Source organism: Streptococcus ruminicola (assembly GCF_011387195.1).
Taxonomy (GTDB): Bacteria; Bacillota; Bacilli; order Lactobacillales; family Streptococcaceae; genus Streptococcus; species Streptococcus ruminicola.
In genome coordinates this window covers 834,369-855,071 of sequence record NZ_CP046919.1, presented here as the reverse complement: position 1 = coordinate 855,071, position 20,703 = coordinate 834,369, and the positions used below count along the sequence as shown (strand labels likewise).

General features: G+C 37.5%; 20 protein-coding genes. 15 read left to right on the top strand and 5 right to left on the bottom strand.

Going from position 1 to position 20,703, the window contains the following annotated elements:
• Nucleotides 1–148 precede the first annotated feature (148 nt).
• Complete coding sequence (locus tag GPZ88_RS04310) at nucleotides 149–1,015, top strand: GRP family sugar transporter (RefSeq protein WP_039696088.1); 867 nt, start codon at nucleotides 149–151, stop codon at nucleotides 1,013–1,015.
• A gap of 65 nt (nucleotides 1,016–1,080) precedes the next feature.
• On the opposite strand, the gene recF is transcribed toward GPZ88_RS04310, so the two are convergent.
• Complete coding sequence (gene recF / locus GPZ88_RS04305; RefSeq protein WP_039696089.1) at nucleotides 1,081–2,175, bottom strand: DNA replication/repair protein RecF; 1,095 nt, start codon at nucleotides 2,173–2,175, stop codon at nucleotides 1,081–1,083.
• Nucleotides 2,176–2,177: 2 nt separating this feature from the next.
• Nucleotides 2,178–2,561, bottom strand: a complete 384-nt coding sequence (gene yaaA, locus GPZ88_RS04300) for a S4 domain-containing protein YaaA (protein WP_039696090.1) — start codon at nucleotides 2,559–2,561, stop codon at nucleotides 2,178–2,180.
• An 86-nt stretch (nucleotides 2,562–2,647) separates the two neighbouring features.
• Here yaaA and yfmF point away from each other — a divergent pair, with 86 nt between their 5' ends.
• The 9 genes from yfmF to GPZ88_RS04255 all read left to right on the top strand — a co-directional run bounded on the left by yfmF (nucleotide 2,648) and on the right by GPZ88_RS04255 (nucleotide 10,862).
• Entirely contained in the window at nucleotides 2,648–3,892 is a 1,245-nt protein-coding gene (yfmF, locus tag GPZ88_RS04295; protein ID WP_166043573.1) for an EF-P 5-aminopentanol modification-associated protein YfmF, read from the top strand.
• Entirely contained in the window at nucleotides 3,893–5,182 is a 1,290-nt protein-coding gene (gene yfmH, locus GPZ88_RS04290; RefSeq protein WP_039696092.1) for an EF-P 5-aminopentanol modification-associated protein YfmH, read from the top strand.
• A gap of 65 nt (nucleotides 5,183–5,247) precedes the next feature.
• Nucleotides 5,248–6,192 (top strand): helix-turn-helix domain-containing protein, encoded by a 945-nt coding sequence (locus GPZ88_RS04285; RefSeq protein WP_166043571.1) that lies wholly within the window; start codon nucleotides 5,248–5,250, stop codon nucleotides 6,190–6,192.
• 12 nt (nucleotides 6,193–6,204) lie between these two features.
• Complete coding sequence (gene pgsA / locus GPZ88_RS04280) at nucleotides 6,205–6,759, top strand: CDP-diacylglycerol--glycerol-3-phosphate 3-phosphatidyltransferase (RefSeq protein WP_039696094.1); 555 nt, start codon at nucleotides 6,205–6,207, stop codon at nucleotides 6,757–6,759.
• The gene (locus GPZ88_RS04275) at nucleotides 6,756–7,595 is read left to right on the top strand and encodes an energy-coupling factor ABC transporter ATP-binding protein (RefSeq protein ID WP_039696095.1); all 840 of its coding nucleotides are present in this window, start codon (nucleotides 6,756–6,758) and stop codon (nucleotides 7,593–7,595) included. The genes pgsA and GPZ88_RS04275 overlap by 4 nt, the downstream gene beginning before the upstream one ends.
• Nucleotides 7,571–8,413, top strand: a complete 843-nt coding sequence (locus tag GPZ88_RS04270; protein ID WP_166043569.1) for an energy-coupling factor ABC transporter ATP-binding protein — start codon at nucleotides 7,571–7,573, stop codon at nucleotides 8,411–8,413. Before GPZ88_RS04275 ends, GPZ88_RS04270 begins: the two co-directional genes overlap by 25 nt.
• Nucleotides 8,406–9,203 (top strand): energy-coupling factor transporter transmembrane component T family protein, encoded by a 798-nt coding sequence (locus tag GPZ88_RS04265; protein WP_039696097.1) that lies wholly within the window; start codon nucleotides 8,406–8,408, stop codon nucleotides 9,201–9,203. Before GPZ88_RS04270 ends, GPZ88_RS04265 begins: the two co-directional genes overlap by 8 nt.
• A 138-nt stretch (nucleotides 9,204–9,341) precedes the next feature.
• Nucleotides 9,342–9,944: an aggregation-promoting factor gene (apf, locus tag GPZ88_RS04260; protein WP_039696098.1), complete on the top strand. Its 603-nt coding sequence runs from the start codon at nucleotides 9,342–9,344 to the stop codon at nucleotides 9,942–9,944.
• A gap of 252 nt (nucleotides 9,945–10,196) precedes the next feature.
• Nucleotides 10,197–10,862, top strand: coding sequence for a transglycosylase SLT domain-containing protein (locus GPZ88_RS04255; RefSeq protein WP_166043567.1), 666 nt, complete (start codon nucleotides 10,197–10,199; stop codon nucleotides 10,860–10,862).
• Nucleotides 10,863–10,890: 28 nt separating this feature from the next.
• On the opposite strand, the gene GPZ88_RS04250 is transcribed toward GPZ88_RS04255, so the two are convergent.
• The 3 genes from GPZ88_RS04250 to sdaAB all read right to left on the bottom strand — a co-directional run bounded on the left by GPZ88_RS04250 (nucleotide 10,891) and on the right by sdaAB (nucleotide 13,170).
• Complete coding sequence (locus tag GPZ88_RS04250) at nucleotides 10,891–11,526, bottom strand: HAD hydrolase-like protein (RefSeq protein ID WP_015695833.1); 636 nt, start codon at nucleotides 11,524–11,526, stop codon at nucleotides 10,891–10,893.
• 88 nt (nucleotides 11,527–11,614) lie between these two features.
• Complete coding sequence (sdaAA, locus tag GPZ88_RS04245) at nucleotides 11,615–12,487, bottom strand: L-serine ammonia-lyase, iron-sulfur-dependent, subunit alpha (RefSeq protein ID WP_039696100.1); 873 nt, start codon at nucleotides 12,485–12,487, stop codon at nucleotides 11,615–11,617.
• Nucleotides 12,488–12,498: 11 nt separating this feature from the next.
• Nucleotides 12,499–13,170, bottom strand: a complete 672-nt coding sequence (sdaAB, locus tag GPZ88_RS04240) for an L-serine ammonia-lyase, iron-sulfur-dependent subunit beta (RefSeq protein ID WP_039696101.1) — start codon at nucleotides 13,168–13,170, stop codon at nucleotides 12,499–12,501.
• Between the two features lie 258 nt (nucleotides 13,171–13,428).
• Here sdaAB and mnmA point away from each other — a divergent pair, with 258 nt between their 5' ends.
• The 5 genes from mnmA (at nucleotide 13,429) to dnaB (ending at nucleotide 20,698) form a co-directional block, all read left to right on the top strand.
• Nucleotides 13,429–14,550 (top strand): tRNA 2-thiouridine(34) synthase MnmA, encoded by a 1,122-nt coding sequence (gene mnmA, locus GPZ88_RS04235; protein WP_039696102.1) that lies wholly within the window; start codon nucleotides 13,429–13,431, stop codon nucleotides 14,548–14,550.
• A gap of 309 nt (nucleotides 14,551–14,859) precedes the next feature.
• A complete protein-coding gene (gene mnmG, locus GPZ88_RS04230; protein ID WP_166043565.1) occupies nucleotides 14,860–16,764 on the top strand; it encodes a tRNA uridine-5-carboxymethylaminomethyl(34) synthesis enzyme MnmG in 1,905 nt (634 codons plus the stop codon).
• A gap of 109 nt (nucleotides 16,765–16,873) precedes the next feature.
• Entirely contained in the window at nucleotides 16,874–18,850 is a 1,977-nt protein-coding gene (locus GPZ88_RS04225) for a DHH family phosphoesterase (protein ID WP_166043563.1), read from the top strand.
• Nucleotides 18,850–19,302, top strand: coding sequence for a 50S ribosomal protein L9 (rplI, locus tag GPZ88_RS04220; RefSeq protein WP_004233636.1), 453 nt, complete (start codon nucleotides 18,850–18,852; stop codon nucleotides 19,300–19,302). The genes GPZ88_RS04225 and rplI overlap by 1 nt, the downstream gene beginning before the upstream one ends.
• A gap of 34 nt (nucleotides 19,303–19,336) precedes the next feature.
• Nucleotides 19,337–20,698, top strand: coding sequence for a replicative DNA helicase (gene dnaB / locus GPZ88_RS04215; RefSeq protein ID WP_074603173.1), 1,362 nt, complete (start codon nucleotides 19,337–19,339; stop codon nucleotides 20,696–20,698).
• The last annotated feature ends 5 nt before the right edge of the window (nucleotides 20,699–20,703 follow it).

Below are 20,703 nucleotides of genomic sequence, written 5' to 3'. Positions count from 1 at the left end.
AATATGTAACTATGTTCGCAAAAAACATGAAATTTTCTTTTACTTTTCTGAAAAAGCGTTTTCATAAAATGGCGAATGATTAATTATATATTTACAACAGTGTAAACAACGTTTACTAATCTGTAAAACATATCGTAAAGGAGAAAAAATGCAGGGTATTTTATTTGCATTAATTCCCATGGTAGCATGGGGAAGTATCGGGTTTGTCAGCAACAAAATTGGAGGTAAACCAGATCAACAAACATTAGGAATGACTTTAGGGGCACTTTTATTTGCCTTTGTTGTATGGTTGTTTGTTCAACCAGAAATGTCAGTATCACTTTGGGTTGTCGGAATTATCGGTGGTATGCTCTGGTCTATGGGGCAAAACGGTCAATTCCGCGCAATGCAATACATGGGTGTTTCAGTAGGTAACCCATTGTCAAGTGGTGCTCAACTTGTATTTGGTAGTTTGATTGGTGCCATTGTCTTTGGTGAATGGAGCAAACCGGTTCAATACACACTTGGTATTATTGCTTTGCTTCTTTTGGTTATCGGTTTCTACTTCACAAGTAAACGTGATGCTGAAAAAGTTGAAGCAAGTGTACTTACTGACTTTGGTAAAGGTTTCCGTGCTTTGACTTACTCAACAGTTGGTTACCTTTCATACACTATCTTGTTTAACAACATCATGAAATTCGATGCTTTAGCTGTTATCTTCCCAATGGCTGTAGGTATGGTTCTTGGTGCTGTGATGTTCATGAAATTTAACGTTAAATTTGAAACAGTTGTTATCAAAAACGCTATCGTTGGTTTGATGTGGGGTGTTGGTAACATCTTCATGCTTCTTGCTGCTGCTAAAGCAGGTCTTGCTATTGCCTTTAGTTTCTCACAACTTGGTGTTATCATTTCAATTATGGGTGGTATCCTCTTCTTGGGTGAAACTAAAACACGTAAAGAAATGCGTTGGTTGGTAATTGGTATTGCATGCTTTGTTCTTGGTGCTGTATTATTAGGAATTGTTAAATCTTACTAATTATCATTGACAACATTGTCAATTCAGTTGTAAACACATAAAAAAGCTGGCTTAGGCCAGCTTTTTTAGTTTTCTTCAATAGTTCCTTGATTAACAGTGAAAATTTTCAACTCTTCTGGAAGTTTTGAAAGGTGTTCAAGACTTGTCGTTGTGATAAAAGTTTGAACATTTTCAGCAATAATCATTTTTAACAATTCTGTTTGTCGGTAGTTATCTAATTCACTCATGACATCGTCAAGAAGTAGAATTGGATAATCACCAGTGACATTCTTAATGAGTTCAATTTCAGCCATCTTAAGAGATAAAATCAAACTTCGGTGTTGTCCTTGGCTACCAAAATTGGCAGGCATATCGTTGATGAAAAATTCCAAATCATCACGATGAGGTCCAGCACCAGTATTTTTTTTGAAGATATCACGTTTGCGATTCTTTTCCAATGTTTTTAAGAAGTATTCTTTGATATCACTTTTTTCTTGGAATGGCACAGATGATAGATAGCGAATTTTCAAATGTTCTAGGCCATTAGAGATGGCATAGTGATAGCGGTCGGCTTCTTTTTCGAGATTAGAGACGAAATCTAAGCGATGTTCCATGACGCGGCTACCAAAATCAGCTAATTGCTCATCAAGGACTGCTAAAAAGTTGATGTCAACTTTTTCAGCGGTTTTTAGGTAAGTATTACGTTGTTTAAGGACATGATTGTAATTAGACAAATCAGATAGGTAGACAGGTTTGATTTGACCTAAATCAATATCAATAAACTTACGACGTAAACTCGGAGCTCCTTTGATGAGTTGTAAATCTTCAGGTGCAAATAAGACGACTGTCATCACTCCGATATAGTCGGATAATTTAGCTTGTTTGAGGTGATTAACTTTAGTGACTCGTCCTTTACTTGATAGATTGATTTCCAAAGGAACTGTTCCACTTGAGCGTTGCAGAACACCTGAGACACGAAGTTCTTTTTCTTGAAAGTGAATTAGCTCTTTGTCGGAACGTGTACGGTGGCTACGTGTTAAAGATAAGAAATAAATAGCTTCTAAGAAATTTGTTTTTCCTTGAGCGTTTTTCCCGATAAAGACATTTAGCCCGGGAGAAAATTCAAGCTCATTGGTTAAATAATTACGATAATTTTTTAAGGCTATTTTTTGAATCCACATGCTTAAGTTCCTGGGAAGCGAACGGGTTTGCGTTCTTTAGTTGGCTTTGCTTGTTTTTTCGCTTGATTTTGTTTCTTATCTTTTTTATTTTTAGCGTTTAATTCTTTAACGATAGCAGCAACACGAGCTTTTTCAGCTAAGGCTTCAAGATGTTCTTTCTTTTCTTCATCTGTCGGCGCGATAATGTCGATAGTGATACCGTCTTCTGGAATGCTTACAACATCACCGAGACGAATTTTTTTACCACGACGTTTTTCATCTTCACCGTTGAAGAGAACGGTTGTTTCTGCTAAATAGGCTTTAATAGCACCACCGCTTTGGATAATACCTAGTTCTTTTAGTAAAGCTTGTAAGGTAATATAGTCATCAAATAATTTGTATTCCATCGTTTTCTCCATTTTATAATTCAAGTAATTATAACATAAACGTGGTATAATTTTAGCTAATAAAGTGTTTTAGTAAGGAATTTGTAATGAAAATAGTTGATGGTGTTGAATTACATCTAATCAAAAATGAAAAATTCAAAATGAACCACATTACCTTTCGGTTTTCAGGAGAGTTCAGCCAAAAAACGGTAGCCAGACGTGTTTTGGTGGCTCAGATTTTAGCAACGGCTAATGAGAAATACCCGACGGCACAGCGTTTTAGAGAGCGTTTGGCAAGCCTTTATGGAGCGACTTTGTCAACCAAGGTATCAACTAAGGGATTGGTTCATATTGTTGATATTGAACTAGCTTTCATGAAAAATCAGTATGTGATGACTAAAGAAAATCTCTTGGAAGAAGTGATTGAATTTTTATATCAAGTTCTTTTCTCACCACTTGTAACAGTTGAGCAATATCAGTCTAAATTATTTGAGCTTGAGCAAGCAAATTTAATTAATTATTTAAAAGCTGATAAGGATGATAGCTTTTATAGTAGTGAGCTGGGTCTTAAAAAACTTTTCTTTACGAACCCAGCTTTTCAAACATCAAAATATGGGACAGCTGAATTAGCAGTTGCTGAAAATTCTTACACAGCTTTTCAAGAATTTCAAAAGATGCTTCGTGAAGATCGTTTGGACATCTTTTTATTAGGGGAGTTTGATGATTATCGCATGTTACAATTGTTCAATCGATTTCCTTTTGAAGACCGTCAAAAAGATTTAGTATTTGACTACCAACAAGAATTTAGCAACATCGTTCAAGAAAAATTAGAAGTCAGAGAAGTCAATCAATCTGTTTTGCAGTTAGGTTATTCTTTTCCAACTAGATATGGTGACAAGGATTACTTTACACTTCTTGTCTTTAATGGCTTGTTTGGAGGCTTTGCTCATTCTCGCTTATTTACAGAGGTTCGTGAGAAAGAAGGGCTTGCTTATACCATTGGAAGTCATTTTGACATCTTTACAGGTTTACTGAATGTTTACGCTGGTATTGACAAGAAGAATCGCAATCGAGCGATGCAATTAATTAATAAACAATTTTCAACGATTAAGACGGGTCGCTTTTCGGAAGCACTCCTTAAACAAACGAAGAAAATGCTGCAAGTTAATTTAAAATTGGCAGGAGACTCTCCAAAAGTATTGATTGAACGTAGTTACAATGGTCAATATTTGAAGAATCATTACAGCGTTGACGATATGATTGACAACATTGACAAGATTAGTAAAGCTGATGTAATGCAACTAACTAGAAAGATTAAACTGCAAGCACTGTATTTTTTGGAGGGAAAGTAAGTGACAAAATTAGTTGAAAAAGTTTTCCCTGAACTTGGTGAAACTTTGTATACTGCTGTATTGGAAAATGGATTGAAAGTTTTTTTGATTCCCAAGACTGATTTTCAAGAGTCTTGTGGCATGTTGGTTGTTAATTTTGGTTCCCTTGACAACAAGTTTACACTAGATAAAAAAGATAAACATTACATGGAAGGGATTGCTCACTTTCTAGAACATAAGTTGTTTGAATTAGAAGATGGGCAAGATGTTTCTGAGCTATTTACAAACGCCGGTGCAAATAGCAATGCCTTTACAACCTTTGACAAAACATGTTTCTATTTTTCAACGGTAGATCATTTAAATGAAAACTTAGACTTGTTGCAGCATTTTGTGGCAGATACTGCCTTTACAGATGAGTCAATTGAGCGAGAAAAATCGATTATTGGTCAAGAGATTGACATGTACCAAGACGATGCGGATTATCGTCTTTATCAAGGAATTCTTGAGAATTTATATCCTAAAACGGCTCTTGCTCAAGATATTGCTGGAACTCAAGAAAGTATTGCCAATATTTCAGTAGCGGACTTGAAAGAAAATCATGATGTTTTTTATTCTCCACAGGAGATGACACTCTTAGTCGTTGGTAATTTTGATAAGGATGACATTTTTAAGCAAATTCAAGAAAGTCAAAAAGGAAAAAATAAGGCAGCTCATCGTCTTGAGCGTCAAGAATTGGCTTACGAATCTGTTGTGCCGAAGGCATCGGTTCAAATGGAAGTGACACAACCTAAGCTAGCTATTGGCTTAAGAGGTCCTGCTTTACCAGAAGGGGAATCTACCTTACGTCAAGAATTAGCCTTGAGATTATTTTTTGCAATGATTTTGGGTTGGACCTCAAGACGTTATCAAGAACTTTATGAGAGTGGTCAGATTGATGACTCATTTGATTTTGAGATTGAAGTTTATCAAAATTTCCAATTTTTGATTATTTCTCTAGATACGTCAGTGCCGATTGCTATGGCAACGAATCTACGACAATATTTAAGCAAAGTAGCAATGTCTAGTGATTTGGAGGATTTGTCAGAAGAACATTTTGAAATTGTTAAAAAAGAATTGTATGGAGACTTTTTCAAGAGTCTAGATTCAATTGATAACCTTTCGGCGCAATTTATCAATCATCTTGCTGATGAGGAAACTTATTTAGCGGTTCCTAAATTATTAAAGACTTTAAGTTTTAAAGAAGTTCTTAAAAGAGGAAATGATTTCTTAAGTCAATCAGACGCGACAGAATTCACAATCCTTCCAAAATAAAATCGAAATACTTGTTAAAATTTGCTATAATAAATCTGATTATATTTTATTAAAGGAAACCTTGTATGAGAGAAGAAACGATTGGTGAAATCTTAAGAAAAGGTCGAGTTGCCAAAAACTTGACACTAGAAGATGTTGAAGAAAAAACAGCAATTCCTTCACCACATCTTTTAGCATTAGAGTTAGAAAAATTTAAATTAATTCCTAAAGATGAAGTTGAAACTTACCTTCAACAATATGCGGAATTGGTAGATGTAGATGCAGCAGAACTATTAAAGCGCTATCGAGCACAAGTATTTGCATCAAGTATTGAAACAGCACCAGTAGTTGCTGAGGATGAGAAAATTACAATCGTACCAAGTCATAAAAAAGTAGCTAAAACAGCTCCAGTTTCAGTTTCTAAACCTAAACCTGAGCCTGAACAGACAGATGATTTTGGTGTTGGTTCACGTTCAAGTCGTTATAAAAGTTCAGAAAAAACAGCAACTTATCTTCCGATTATTCTGCTTTGCTTAGTTGCCTTAGGAATTTTAGCTTTTGTTTCATTTGTCACTTGGACACAGCTTCAAAGTGATAGCAATCAAGCCAAGCCAAGCTACTCTGTTGTTCACAGTTCATCATCAAGTAGCTCATCAACTCCAGAAAGTTCATCAACCAGTGAATCTTCTTCATCTGAAGAAAAATCATTGAAGATGGAAACTGAAGGAGGTGGAAGCAATTTAACGGTTAATCTATCAAATGTTACAGATAGTTTGACAGTTGACATCAGCTTAGCTGGTGCTGATAGCAGTTGGGTTTCTGTAAGCAATTCAGAAGCTGGCGATGCTGGAACACTTCTTTCTTCAACAGGAGTTTCAAGCTATTCAGCAACCCTTCCTGCAGGTACAAAAACATCTGTGATTACACTAGGAGTCACTGCAGGCGTTAACGTTGCAATCAATGGTCAAGCAGTAGATACATCAGCTTTGACAAGCACAACATTAAGTTACATTACAATTAATATTCAATAATAAGGTAGGAAAATGAAAATCGATTTTACAAAAAAAGAAAACATTCCTAATTTGTTAACATTAGGTCGTATTGTTTTGATTCCAGTATTTATCTTGATTCTTTGTATCTGGAATAGCGTGGCTGGACATGCTGTTGCAGCAGTTGTTTTTGCGCTAGCAAGTATTACAGACTACTTAGATGGATACCTTGCAAGAAAATGGCAAGTTGTTACAAACTTTGGTAAATTTGCTGATCCATTGGCTGATAAAATGTTAGTGATGACAGCGTTTATTATGTTAGTTGAATTGGGAATGGTTCCTGCATGGATTGCTGCGATTATTATTTGTCGTGAGTTAGCAGTAACTGGTCTTCGTTTACTACTTGTTGAAAATGGTGGAACAGTTTTAGCAGCTGCTATGCCTGGTAAAATCAAAACATTTACTCAAATGTTTTCAATTATTTTCTTACTTTTGCATTTTTCAATGATTGGAACACTTTTGCTTTATGTCGCTTTGATTTTCACAATTTACTCAGGATATGATTATTTCAAAGGGGCAGGATTCCTCTTTAAGGACACATTTAAATGACAAATAGTATTGACGTCAAACATTTAAAATTCAAATATACTGATCATCAAGAACATTACACCTTAGATGATTTATCGTTTCACGTGAAACAGGGAGAATGGTTATCCATTATTGGCCATAATGGTTCAGGAAAATCAACCACAGTTCGTTTAATTGATGGGCTTTTAGCAGCTGAATCAGGTCAAATCTTTGTTGAGGGAGAACTCTTAACTGAAGAAAACGTGTGGAACATTCGTCATAAAATTGGAATGGTTTTTCAAAATCCAGATAACCAATTTGTTGGTGCGACAGTTGAAGACGATGTCGCATTTGGGTTAGAAAACAAGGGAATTCCATTAGAAGAGATGCAAGCACGTGTCAAAGAAGCCCTTGAATTAGTTGGCATGTCAGCTTTTGCTGACCGTGAACCAGCTCGTTTGTCAGGTGGACAAAAACAACGTGTGGCTATTGCAGGTGCTATTGCCATGCGTCCTAATATTATTATTTTGGATGAAGCGACTAGTATGCTTGATCCAGAAGGACGCTTAGAATTAATTCAAACAATCAAAGAGATTCGTGATCAATATAATATGACCGTTGTGTCTATCACTCATGATTTGGATGAGGTTGCGCTTAGTGATCGTGTCTTAGTCATGAAAAAAGGAAAAGTTGAGTCAAGCTCAACCCCACGCGAACTTTTTGCTAGAGGAGAAGAATTATTGACTTTGGGATTGGATATTCCTTTTTCAGCCAATCTTATCTCTACTTTAAAAGACAAAGGGTTTGAATTTACAGAGAATTATCTTACGGAAAAGGAATTAGAAGATCAGTTATGGGAATTACTCTTGAAGGCGTAAATTATACATATCAAGCGGGGACACCTTTTGAAGGGCGTGCCCTTTTTGACATTAATCTTACTATAAAAGAAGGCTCATATACAGCCTTTATCGGCCACACTGGGTCAGGTAAGTCAACAATCATGCAACTTTTGAATGGCCTTAACGTCCCTACAGAAGGGGCTGTTATTGTTGATGATATTAAGATTACGGCAAACTCAAAAAATAAAGAAATAAAACCCGTCCGTAAAAAGGTTGGACTGGTCTTTCAATTTCCTGAAAGCCAACTTTTTGAGGAAACAGTTCTTAAAGATGTGGCATTTGGACCACAAAATTTTGGTGTTTCTATAGAAGAAGCTGAACAGTTAGCACGTGAAAAACTTGCCATGGTAGGAATTCATGAAGAATTTTTTGAAAAGAATCCTTTTGAGCTATCTGGTGGTCAAATGCGTCGTGTGGCTATTGCTGGGATTCTAGCTATGGAACCAGAGGTTTTGGTTTTAGATGAACCGACTGCTGGCCTAGACCCTAAGGGACGCCGTGAATTGATGACTTTATTTAAAGAATTGCATCAAAATGGCATGACAATTGTTTTAGTGACTCATTTAATGGATGATGTTGCCAATTATGCTGATTATGTTAATGTTCTTGAAGGTGGCAAATTGGTCCGCTCAGGCTACCCTAAAGAAGTCTTCCAAGATGTTGCATTTCTTGAAAGTAAACAACTTGGTGTTCCTAAAATTACGAAATTTGCTCAACAACTTGTCAAACGCGGCTTACATTTAGAAACTTTACCAATTACTATAGAAGAATTTGCAGAGGTGGTGAAACATGGATAAATTAATACTTGGTCGTTATGTACCTGGAGATTCGTTAATTCACCGTTTAGACCCTCGTAGTAAACTTCTTTCAATGATTTTATACATTATCATTGTTTTCTGGGCCAATAACCTTGTGACCAATCTATTGATGATTGCTTTTACTTTAGGGGTTGTCTTCCTATCGAAGATTAAACTTAGCTTCTTCTTAAAAGGAGTTCGTCCGATGATTGGAATTATTTTATTCACGACCCTGTTTCAAATGTTCTTTACACACGGTGGTGAGACCTATTTCCAATTTGGTATTTTGAAAATTACTAGCTATGGGTTTAATCAAGCAATATTAATTTTCATGCGTTTTGTTTTGATTATCTTCTTTTCAACGCTATTAACCTTGACGACAACGCCTTTAAGTCTTGCTGATGCTGTGGAATCATTGTTGAAGCCATTTGTTCGTTTTAAGGTTCCTGCTCACGAAATCGGCTTAATGCTGTCTTTGAGCTTACGTTTTGTCCCAACATTGATGGATGATACGACACGCATTATGAAAGCTCAGCGAGCGCGTGGGGTTGATTTTGGTGAAGGAAATCTCATTCAAAAGGTTAAATCAATCATTCCAATCCTTATTCCGCTCTTTGCATCAAGCTTTAAACGTGCAGATGCTTTGGCTCTTGCTATGGAAGCACGTGGCTATCAAGGCGGAGATGGGCGTACAAAATACCGAATTTTACAATGGAAAATCAAAGATTCGGTGACCATTTTGCTTGTCATAATTTTAGGAATTCTCTTATTTTATCTTAAAGAAAGCTAAAACGCCTAATCTGTAGGCGTTTTCTTTATATTATAAGAATCTAATTGTAATATTTTTAATATAACTCTAAAGCCAGAGTAACATTAAGTCTGTATTATATAGCCTGTACTAATTTTTGAAACAAAAAAGGAGCATATAATGCAAACAAATATTTTTAAAACTAAATCGAAATCTATTAAACTTGGTCTTGCCGGTGTAGCCGCAGCAGCAGCACTTATTGCCCCAGCAGTTGCTAACGCTGATTCATACACAGTAAAATCAGGTGATACACTTTCTGAAATTGCTGTAACTTACAACACTACAGTTGAAAAATTGGCTTCAACTAACAAAATCGCTAACGTTGACTTCATCACTGTAGGTCAAATCTTGGAACTAGATTCAGAAGCTACTGCAGCAGCAACTACAACTGAAACTGCAGCCGTAGAAGCAGCTCCAGCTGCTACAGATAACTCAGCGGCAGCAGCACCAGCAGCACAAGCTGAAACAACAACTACTTCTTACTCATCAAACTTGGGTACTTCAGACGCTCAAGCTAAAGAAATCATTGCTCAACGCGAATCAAGCGGTAGCTACACAGCTCAAAACGGTCAATACTATGGTCGTTACCAATTGACAATGTCATACCTAAATGGTGACTTGTCAGCTGAAAACCAAGAACGTGTTGCCGATTCATACGTAGCAGGACGTTACGGTTCATGGTCAGCAGCCCTTGCATTCTGGAATGCCAACGGTTGGTACTAAGATAAGAGACTTTTCTTAGAGTTAATATTATTTACTATTTAGCGAATTACCAGTATTAGATAGATAAGCTTGAAGAATTTATCTTCAAGCTTTTTTTATGCCTACAAAAGCTTTAATTTTAGCGTTTTCATAGTAAAAACGAGGTTAATCTCAATATCTCTGTAATATTTTTAACATATTTTCAATCTGCGAGTAATAAATAAATTATATGATAGGAAACAGGAGTTCTAGAGAGGTATATATTTATTTAACATGTATAGTAGGATTACTAAAGCAAAACATAGAAAAATTAGAAATATTATTGTCAGCATCCTTGGAGCTATTTTAGTTGTAGCGATGGTTGTTGTCCTTATTCCAAAAATAGAAGCATTCGCAGAAACTATTACAACTCGCTCAGAAGCCGGAGCTGCGAAAGTTGTATCAACAAGTTCTGAAAGCTCTGAAGTGTCATCAACAAGTATCAGTTCAACTGCAGCAGACTCAGAAGAGTCTAGCAGTAGCTCATCAGAAGAAACTGAAGAAGTTGAGGCATCTTCTACCGAAGAGGTTCAAGAATCAGAAGCAAGTTATGCTGAGGCTGCTCCAGCTATTGATAATACAACGACTGTAGCTGCGACTACACCATCTTCAACGACAGCCCAAACGGCACCTTCAGTAGCTTCAAATGGTAATACAGCAGGTGCTGTTGGTTCAGATGCTGCTGCCCAAATGGCTGCCGCAACAGGTGTTCCACAATCAACTTGGGAAGCTATCATTGCACGTGAATCTAATGGAGATCCAACGGTTGCCAATGCTTCAGGAGCATCTGGTTTATTCCAGACTATGCCAGGTTGGGGATCAACTGCAACAGTTCAAGATCAAATTGCAACAGCAATTAAAGTTTACAATACTCAAGGACTATCAGCTTGGGGATACTAATTTAATAGAAGAAAAAGCACTAATCATCCTATAAAGATGATAGTGCTTTTTTAATATCATATGGATGGTGACAGATGCTTTCTGCCCCATGTTCTTGTAAACTTTCTAGGCTACCAAATCCCCAGGTTACCCCAAGTCTGCGAACTCCTGTTTTTTGCCCACCAATCATATCGAACTTCGTATCACCAATGATAACAGCTTCATGCGCTTGAATGCCTTGTTCAGTTAGACAGGCCTTAATCACATCAGCTTTATGGAAGTGCTCGGGAGTAGACCCATAAACTTTTTTAAAGTGTGAAATAATACCAAGCTCTGTTAACATCAAGTTAGCCATAGGTTGGTGTTTACTTGTGGTAACAAATAGTGAGTAATTTAAGTCATTTAATTCTTGTAGAGCTTCTGCGATACCAGTGTAAAGAGAGACTTGGTGGACTCCTTTTTCACCATAGTAATCTCTAAAAGTTTTGATAGCATGATTAACCTCGTCGGCTTGCTCAAAATAATGACCAAAAGTGACTTCTAGAGGAGGTCCGATAAATGTTGACAACTGTTTGTCAGTTTGTAAAGGTAGTTGTAACTTTTCAAAAGCATAATTAAATGCTGCTTTAATACCAGGACTTGAATTTACTAGTGTTCCATCAAGGTCAAATAAGATAGATTTCATGTTTACTCTCCTGTAAATTTTGTCAATAATGATTGACAAATACGTCAATTAGCAAGGAACCAAACAAATAGTATTCGAATACTATCGTCTATTCGCCAAAGATTTTGGCTTGTAAGCGACGACCAGTAGGTGTAGCAGCTAAGCCACCTTCAGCAGTTTCTCGAAAGGCTGTTGGTAAGCTAGAGCCTACTTGGTACATGGCATCAACAACTTCGTCAACCGGAATCTGTGATTCAATGCCAGCCAGGGCCATGTCAGCAGCAACTAAGGCAAAACTAGATCCAAGTGCATTACGCTTAACACAAGGAACCTCAACAAGGCCAGCGACAGGGTCACAGATTAAACCTAGCATATTTTTGATGACAAAGGCTACAGCTTGACTAGCTTGGTAAGCAGATCCTCCAGCAGCTTTGACAAGAGCAGCTGCGCTCATGGCTGAAGCAGAACCGACTTCGGCTTGACAGCCACCTTCAGCACCAGAAATAGAAGCGTTATTTCCAATAACCAGCCCAAAGGCACCAGCAGTGAATAAGAACTCTAACTGCTCTTTTTCAGAGAGGTTTAATTTATCAATAGCCGTTGTTAAGACAGCAGGTAGGCATCCAGCAGAGCCTGCTGTTGGAGTGGCACAGACAAGCCCCATTTTGGCGTTTAGTTCGTTGACAGCAATTGCGTTTCGGACAGCTGTTAAAACGGTTGTATCAGACAAGGTTTTACCTGATTTCAAGTAGGCATCCATCTTGACAGCATCTCCGCCTGTCAGCCCACTAATGGATTTACTAGGAGTGAGTCCATCAGTAACAGAATTTTTCATAACTTGAAGATTTTTCTTCATGATATGAATAATTTCATCACGGCTACGTCCGCTCAATTCTGTTTCTGTGGAAATCATTAGCTCAGCAATATTGCCGTTAAAGTCTTTATCGGCCTGTTCGACTAATTCTTTAATAGAATAAAACATTCTTTTCCTTTCTAGTCAAAGAAATTGACATTGTGTAGGTGCGGAATATGCTGGATCTGTTCCACAGCTTTATGACAATCACGTGAATCAACTTCGATAATCATAATGGCTTTTTCACCAGCGCGTTCGCGGGTCACATTCATTTGAGCAATGTTGATATTGTGTTCAGAAAGAATATCTGTTACTTTTGCAATCATACCAGGAATATCTTGGTGAACGATAATGAGAGTAGGGGTATTCATTTTAAGAGAAACAGAGAAGCCATTGAGTTCAGTAACTTCAATATTTCCTCCACCAATTGACACACCTGTGATACTCATGTTTTTATCACCTTTTTCAACGGTAATCTTAGCAGTATTTGGGTGAGGGGCATTACTGTCCTTTAAAATATCCCAATAAATGCGTACCCCTTTTTGGTGAGCGATTTCTAATGAATTTTTAATATCTGGATTGTCAGTATCCATTCCTAGGATACCAGCAACGAGTGCTTTATCAGTTCCGTGTCCACGGTAAGTTTTAGCAAATGAATTATATAAATGAAATGTTACGGAATCAGGAATTTCTCCGAAAATAGAGTTAACAATTTTTCCAATACGAACAGCACCAGCAGTGTGGCTGCTTGATGGGCCAATCATAACAGGTCCGATAATATCAAAGACGGATTGGAATTTTAGATTTTTCATATCTACTCCTTCTAGAATCTATGCTTACTTATTATAACAAAGGAAAGGAATTGGGTAAACGATAATAAATCGCTTACTTTTATAGAAAATGAGAAAAAGATTTAAAAATAAGTCTAAATGCCTTACATAACTGGAAATTCATGTTATAATAGTCTTCGCGTGGATTCCTGCGCTCAAAATCGACCTTCAAATCGATTTTTGAAAAACTGGGCCCTTCAAGCCTATGTTCGAAAAAAATATCTTGATGGGAGGATTATCATGACAGATAATTCAAAAACACGTGTTGTTGTTGGTATGAGTGGAGGCGTTGATTCGTCTGTAACTGCTCTTCTTTTGAAAGAACAAGGTTACGACGTTATTGGTGTTTTCATGAAAAACTGGGATGACACAGATGAGTTCGGTGTGTGTACAGCAACCGAAGATTACAAAGACGTAGCAGCTGTTGCTGACCAAATCGGCATTCCGTATTACTCTGTTAACTTTGAAAAAGAGTACTGGGATCGTGTCTTCGAATACTTCCTTGCGGAATACCGTGCAGGACGTACGCCAAATCCAGATGTAATGTGTAATAAGGAAATCAAATTTAAAGCCTTCCTTGACTACGCTATGACACTTGGTGCTGATTATGTGGCAACTGGGCACTACGCACAAGTCTCTCGCGATGAAGATGGTACAGTTCACATGCTTCGTGGTGCAGATAATAACAAAGACCAAACTTATTTCTTGAGTCAATTGTCACAAGAACAATTGCAAAAAGTAATGTTCCCACTTGGTCACTTGGAAAAACCAGAAGTGCGTAAAATTGCTGAACGCGCGGGACTTGCAACAGCTAAGAAAAAAGATTCAACAGGAATTTGCTTTATTGGTGAAAAGAACTTTAAACAATTCCTTAGTCAATATTTGCCAGCTCAAAAAGGTCGCATGATGACTGTTGATGGCCGTGATATGGGTGAACACGCTGGCTTGATGTATTACACAATCGGTCAACGTGGCGGTCTTGGTATTGGTGGCCAACAAGGTGGCGACAATGCTCCTTGGTTTGTTGTCGGAAAAGACCTTTCAAAAAATATTCTTTACGTTGGCCAAGGTTTCTACCATGAATCATTAATGTCAACTAGCCTTGACGCTTCAAGTATTCACTTTACACGTGATATGCCTGAAGAATTTACAATGGAAGTTACTGCAAAATTCCGTTATCGCCAACCTGATTCAAAAGTTACAGTTCATGTTAAAGGTGACAAAGCAGAAGTTGTCTTTGCTGAACCACAACGTGCTATCACACCAGGTCAAGCTGTTGTATTCTACGACGGTGAAGAATGTTTAGGTGGCGGAATCATCGATATGGCTTATAAAAATGGCGTTGCTTGCCAATACATCTAATTGATAACTTTGTAAAGAAAGGTTGACAATTGTTGTCTAATTTTGGTCAATATTGCTTGAAAAATTATCAGCAATTAAATTGACTTTTTAACTCAATTTGATACAATAATCATAACAATGACGATGATGGTCAAAGCTCATGGGAATTGTAGGCCTTTTTGGTTTACATTTTCAAAGCTTTGATCATTTTTGTGTTTTAGAAATCATTTTATATTTGGAAAGGAATGCTTTAAGTAGGTTAGCTAATTTTTTGACCATTTTGTTTGATTGAAAGTTGGCTAAGTTTTACTTGATATTGTAATTAAAATCATGACACATGAATTTGCTGAAAATTATGATGTAATTGTTGTTGGTGCAGGGCATGCTGGTGTCGAAGCTAGTTTGGCTGCAGCTCGTATGGGTTGTAAAACAATGCTCGCTACAATCAACTTGGAAATGTTATCCTTTATGCCATGTAACCCTGCAATCGGAGGTTCTGCTAAAGGGATTGTCGTTCGTGAAATCGATGCCCTTGGTGGCGAAATGGGTAAAAACATTGACAAGACTTACATCCAAATGAAAATGCTTAATACTGGTAAAGGTCCAGCTGTGCGTGCTCTTCGTGCTCAAGCTGATAAGGCCCTTTATTCACGTACAATGAAGCATACTGTTGAACAACAAGAAAACTTGACTCTGCGTCAATCAATGATTGAAGAAGTTTTAGTTGAAGATGGAAAAGTTGTTGGTGTTCGTACAGCTACTAACCAGAAATTTTCAGCCAAAGCAGTTGTTATCACTACAGGTACAGCTCTTCGTGGAGAAATCATTTTAGGAGAACTCAAATATTCATCTGGTCCTAATAACAGCTTGGCTTCTATCGGACTTGCTGACAACTTGAAAGAACTTGGTCTTGAAATTGGTCGTTTCAAAACAGGAACACCACCACGCGTTAAAGCAAGTTCTATCAATTATGACGAAACAGAAATTCAACCAGGTGACGAAAAACCAAATCATTTCTCATTCATGTCAAATGATGAAGATTATCTCAAAGATCAAATTCCTTGCTGGTTGACATATACTAACCAAACAAGTCACGATATTATCAATAAAAACCTTTATCGTGCCCCAATGTTCTCAGGTATTGTTAAAGGTGTAGGTCCTCGTTATTGCCCATCTATCGAAGATAAAATTGTTCGATTTGCGGACAAAGAACGTCACCAACTTTTCCTAGAACCAGAAGGACGTGAAACTGAAGAAGTTTACATTCAAGGATTGTCAACAAGTCTTCCTGAGGATGTTCAAAAAGAATTGATTCATTCTATTAAAGGGCTTGAAAATGCCGAAATGATGCGTACAGGATATGCGATTGAGTACGATATCGTTTTGCCACACCAATTACGTGCAACACTTGAAACTAAGAAAATTTCTGGACTCTTTACCGCAGGTCAAACCAATGGTACTTCAGGTTATGAAGAAGCTGCAGGACAAGGGATTGTTGCTGGTATCAATGCCGCTCTTAAAGTTCAAGGTAAACCAGAAATGATTCTAAAACGTAGTGATGCTTACATTGGTGTTATGATTGATGATTTGGTAACAAAAGGAACTTTGGAACCTTATCGTTTGTTGACAAGTCGTGCAGAATATCGTTTGATTTTGCGTCATGATAATGCTGATATGCGTTTGACTGAAATTGGTCACCGTGTTGGTTTGGTCGATGAAGAACGTTATGAACGTTACTTGAACCGTAAACGTCAATTTGACAATGAGTTGACAAGGTTGTCAAGTCTTAAAATCAAGCCTATCAAGGAAACTAATGCACGTATTGAAGCGCTTGGTTTCAAACCATTGACAGATGCCTTGACAGCTAAAGAATTCATGCGTCGTCCAGAAATCAATTATGAAATTGCAACAAGTTTTGTCGGTCCTGCGGAAGAAAAACTAGATAGCAAAGTAATTGAACTTTTGGAAACTGAAATCAAATACGAAGGATACATCAACAAAGCGCTTGATCAAGTGGCTAAGATGAAACGCATGGAAGAAAAACGTATCCCTGCTAATATTGATTGGGATGATATCGATTCTATTGCGACAGAAGCTCGTCAAAAATTCAAGAAAATTAATCCTGAAACTATCGGACAAGCAAGCCGTATTTCAGGGGTTAACCCAGCTGATATTTCTATCTTGATGGTTTACTTGGAAGGTAAACAAAAACACCATCGCAATCAAGAAGATTAAGCATCATTAAAACAAGAAAGCAGCCCTTATTGACTGGGGTTGCTTTTCTGCTTTCCTACTATAAATTAAGCCTATTTTATGGTATAATTGTAAGCTAAGAGGTTAACCAATGAAAAGATTTCGATTTGCAACTATCCACTTAGTCATGATTGGCCTTATTTTATTTGGCATCTTGGCTATCTGTGTCAGACTTTTTCAGACGGAGTCAGCTATCTTAGCTGCAATCTTTTTGGCGCTTTCTTTACTTGTAGCTTTGCTTTACTACCAAAAAGAAAATTACGAGTTATCGGAACTTGAACAAATTGAATTATTAAACAACCAAACAGAAGTCGGTTTAAAACATCTTCTAGAACAAATGCCAGTTGGTGTTGTTCAGTTTGATCAAGAAACAAATGAGGTAGAATGGTTTAATCCATATGCAGAGCTCATTTTCACTAGTGAAGAAGGAGAGTTTGAGGATGACGTCATTCGTAGAATTATTGGGGCTAAGCGAGAAGGGGACGCCACTCAGACATTTGAGTTAAATGGCAATAAGTACTCATCTTACATCGATTCTTCAACAGGGATTTTCTATTTCTTTGATACATCTATGGGAAATCGTCAGTTGGGGGATGCAGCCTTTTTGCGTCCAGTTATTGGGATTATTTCCATCGACAATTATGATGATGTGACAGATGATTTGTCAGATGCTGATATTTCACAAATCAATAGCTTCATCGCCAACTTTATTTCGAATTTTACAAAGTCAAAAAATATTTTTTATCGTCGTGTCAACATGGACCGTTTCTACTTTTTCACAGATTATGCTGTGTTGAGTAGTTTGATTGACGATAAATTTGATGTTTTGGAAGCTTTTCGAAAACAAGCTAAAGAAGAACATAATTTGCCATTAACGCTTAGTATGGGCGTTTCTTATGGTGATGACAATCATCAACAAATTGGACAAGTAGCTTTGCAGAATTTGAATACGGCACTTGTTCGTGGTGGTGATCAGGTTGTTATTTGTGAAAACGACGAGCATAAGAAACCATTGTATTTTGGTGGTGGCTCAGTATCTACCGTCAAGCGTACACGTACGCGTACGCGTGCCATGATGACAGCTATCTCAGACCATATCAAAGGTGTTGACCGAGTTTTTGTTGTAGGTCATCGCAACATAGATATGGATGCTCTTGGTTCAGCTGTAGGGATGCAATTTTTCGCAAGTAATATCAACAAAGAATCTTATGTTGTATACAATCCAGATGAGATGAGTCCTGATATTACGCGTGCTGTTAAAAGATTGCAAGAAGATGCTAAGACACGACTTATTACTATTAAGCAGGCGATGTCAATGATGACAGAACGCTCATTGTTAATTATGGTCGATCATTCTAAGATTGATTTGACCTTATCGCAAAAGCTTTACAATAAGTTTACAGATGTGATTGTTGTAGACCATCATCGTCGTGATGAAAACTTCCCAGAAAATGCTGTTCTCACTTTCATTGAAAGTGGAGCAAGTAGTGCTAGTGAGTTAGTTACAGAATTGATTCAATTCCAGAATGCTAAGAAGCGTTTGAGTAAAATTCAAGCGAGTGTCTTGATGGCAGGTATTATGCTTGATACGAAGAATTTTTCAGCTAGCGTTACAAGTCGAACATTTGATGTTGCAAGTTATCTTCGAGCTCACGGAAGTGATAGTATTGAAATTCAAAATATTTCTCAAACGGATTTTGAGGAATATCGATTGGTTAATGAATTAATCCTTAGAGGCCGAAAAATTTACGATAACATTATCATTGCTAGCGGGCGTGATGGTGTCAATTATAGTAAAGTGGTTGCTAGTAAGGCGGCTGATACCATGCTATCTTTAGCTGGTATTGAGGCGACATTTGTTTTGGTGCAAGTTGCTCCAAATAAAGTTGCTATTTCAGCGCGTAGCCGTAGTAAGATTAATGTTCAGCGCATGATGGAAGAACTCGGTGGTGGCGGTCACTTTACCCTAGCTGCATGTCAGTTGGAAAATATGTCAGTGAGCCAAGCAGAGAGTGCTTTACTTGATGTGATTGAAAATGATTTAAGAGAAAATATGGAGGCAGAATAATGAAAGTAATTTTTCTAGCAGATGTTAAAGGAAAAGGTAAAAAAGGCGAAATTAAAGAAGTTCCAACTGGATACGCTCAAAACTTTTTGATTAAGAAAAATCTTGCTAAAGAAGCTACTAATCAAGCCATTGGTGAATTGAAAGGAAAACAAAAGTCAGAAGAAAAAGCGCAAGCTGAAGTTTTGGCCGAAGCAAAAGCTCTTAAAGCAGAACTTGAAAAAGAAGAAACTGTTGTTAAATTCACTGAAAAAGTTGGTCCAGATGGACGTACTTTTGGTTCAATTACAGCTAAGAAAATTGCAGAAGAATTGTCAAAACAATTCGGTCTAAAAATTAACAAACGTTCTATTACTTTAGATCACCCAATTCGTGCAATTGGTTCTGTCGAAGTACCTGTGAAATTACATAAAGAAGTAACCGCTGAAATCAAATTAAACATTAAAGAAGCATAATTCGTATTCGAGCTTATTAGGGGAGGTGAAAAGTTTGGCAGAAGAGCCAGAATTGAGAGTTCAGCCACAGGATTTATTAGCAGAGCAATCTGTATTAGGTTCTATTTTTATCTCGCCAGATAAACTCATCACTGTTCGTGAATTTGTTAGCCCAGATGATTTTTATAAATACTCACACCGAGTGATTTTTAAAGCTATGATTACCTTAAGTGATCGTAATGAGGCTATTGATGCTACAACAGTGAGAACCATTCTTGATGATCAAGGAGATTTGCAAAATATTGGTGGCTTGTCTTATATTGTTGAGTTGGTCAACAGTGTTCCAACAAGTGCCAATGCGGAGTATTACGCTAAGATTGTTGCTGAAAAAGCAATGCTGCGTAATATCATCTCTAGATTGACAGAAACTGTAAATCTAGCTTATGAAGGAGCTACGGATTCAGAGGATGTGATTGCTGGTGCTGAAAAAGCTCTTGTTGAGATTAACGAGCACAGTAATCGTAGTGGTTTTCGCAAGATTTCAGATGTCTTGAAAGTAAACTACGAAAACTTAGAAATCCGTTCACGCCAAACGAGTGATGTTACGGGATTACCGACAGGATTCCGTGATTTAGATAAGATTACGACAGGTTTGCACCCTGATCAATTGGTTATTTTGGCAGCACGTCCAGCCGTCGGGAAGACTGCCTTTGCACTAAATATCGCACAGAACGTCGGAACTAAGCAAAATCGACCAGTAGCTATCTTCTCCCTAGAAATGGGTGCTGAAAGTTTGGTTGACCGTATGTTGGCTGCTGAAGGAATGGTTGATTCTCATCACCTTAGAACAGGTCAGTTAACCGATCAAGAGTGGAATAACATTACGATTGCTCAAGGTGCCTTAGCTGAAGCACCAATTTACATCGATGATACGCCTGGTATCAAGATTACTGAAATTCGTGCACGTGCCCGCAAGTTGTCACAAGAGGTCGAAGGTGGCCTTGGTTTGATTGTGATTGACTATCTTCAGTTGATTACAGGGACACGTCCTGAGAACCGTCAACAAGAGGTCTCTGATATTTCACGTCAATTGAAGATTTTGGCTAAGGAATTGAAGGTTCCTGTTATTGCCTTGAGTCAGTTGTCTCGTGGTGTTGAACAACGTCAAGATAAACGACCAGTTTTGTCAGATATTCGTGAATCTGGATCTATCGAGCAGGATGCGGATATTGTAGCTTTCTTATACCGTGATGATTATTATCGTCGTGAAGGCGAAGAAAGCGATGATGCTGTTGAGGATAATACGATTGAAGTTATCTTGGAGAAAAACCGTTCAGGTGCGCGTGGAACGGTGAAATTAATCTTCCAAAAGGAATATAATAAATTTTCTAGTATTGCGCAATTTGAAGAGCGTTAAGCAAA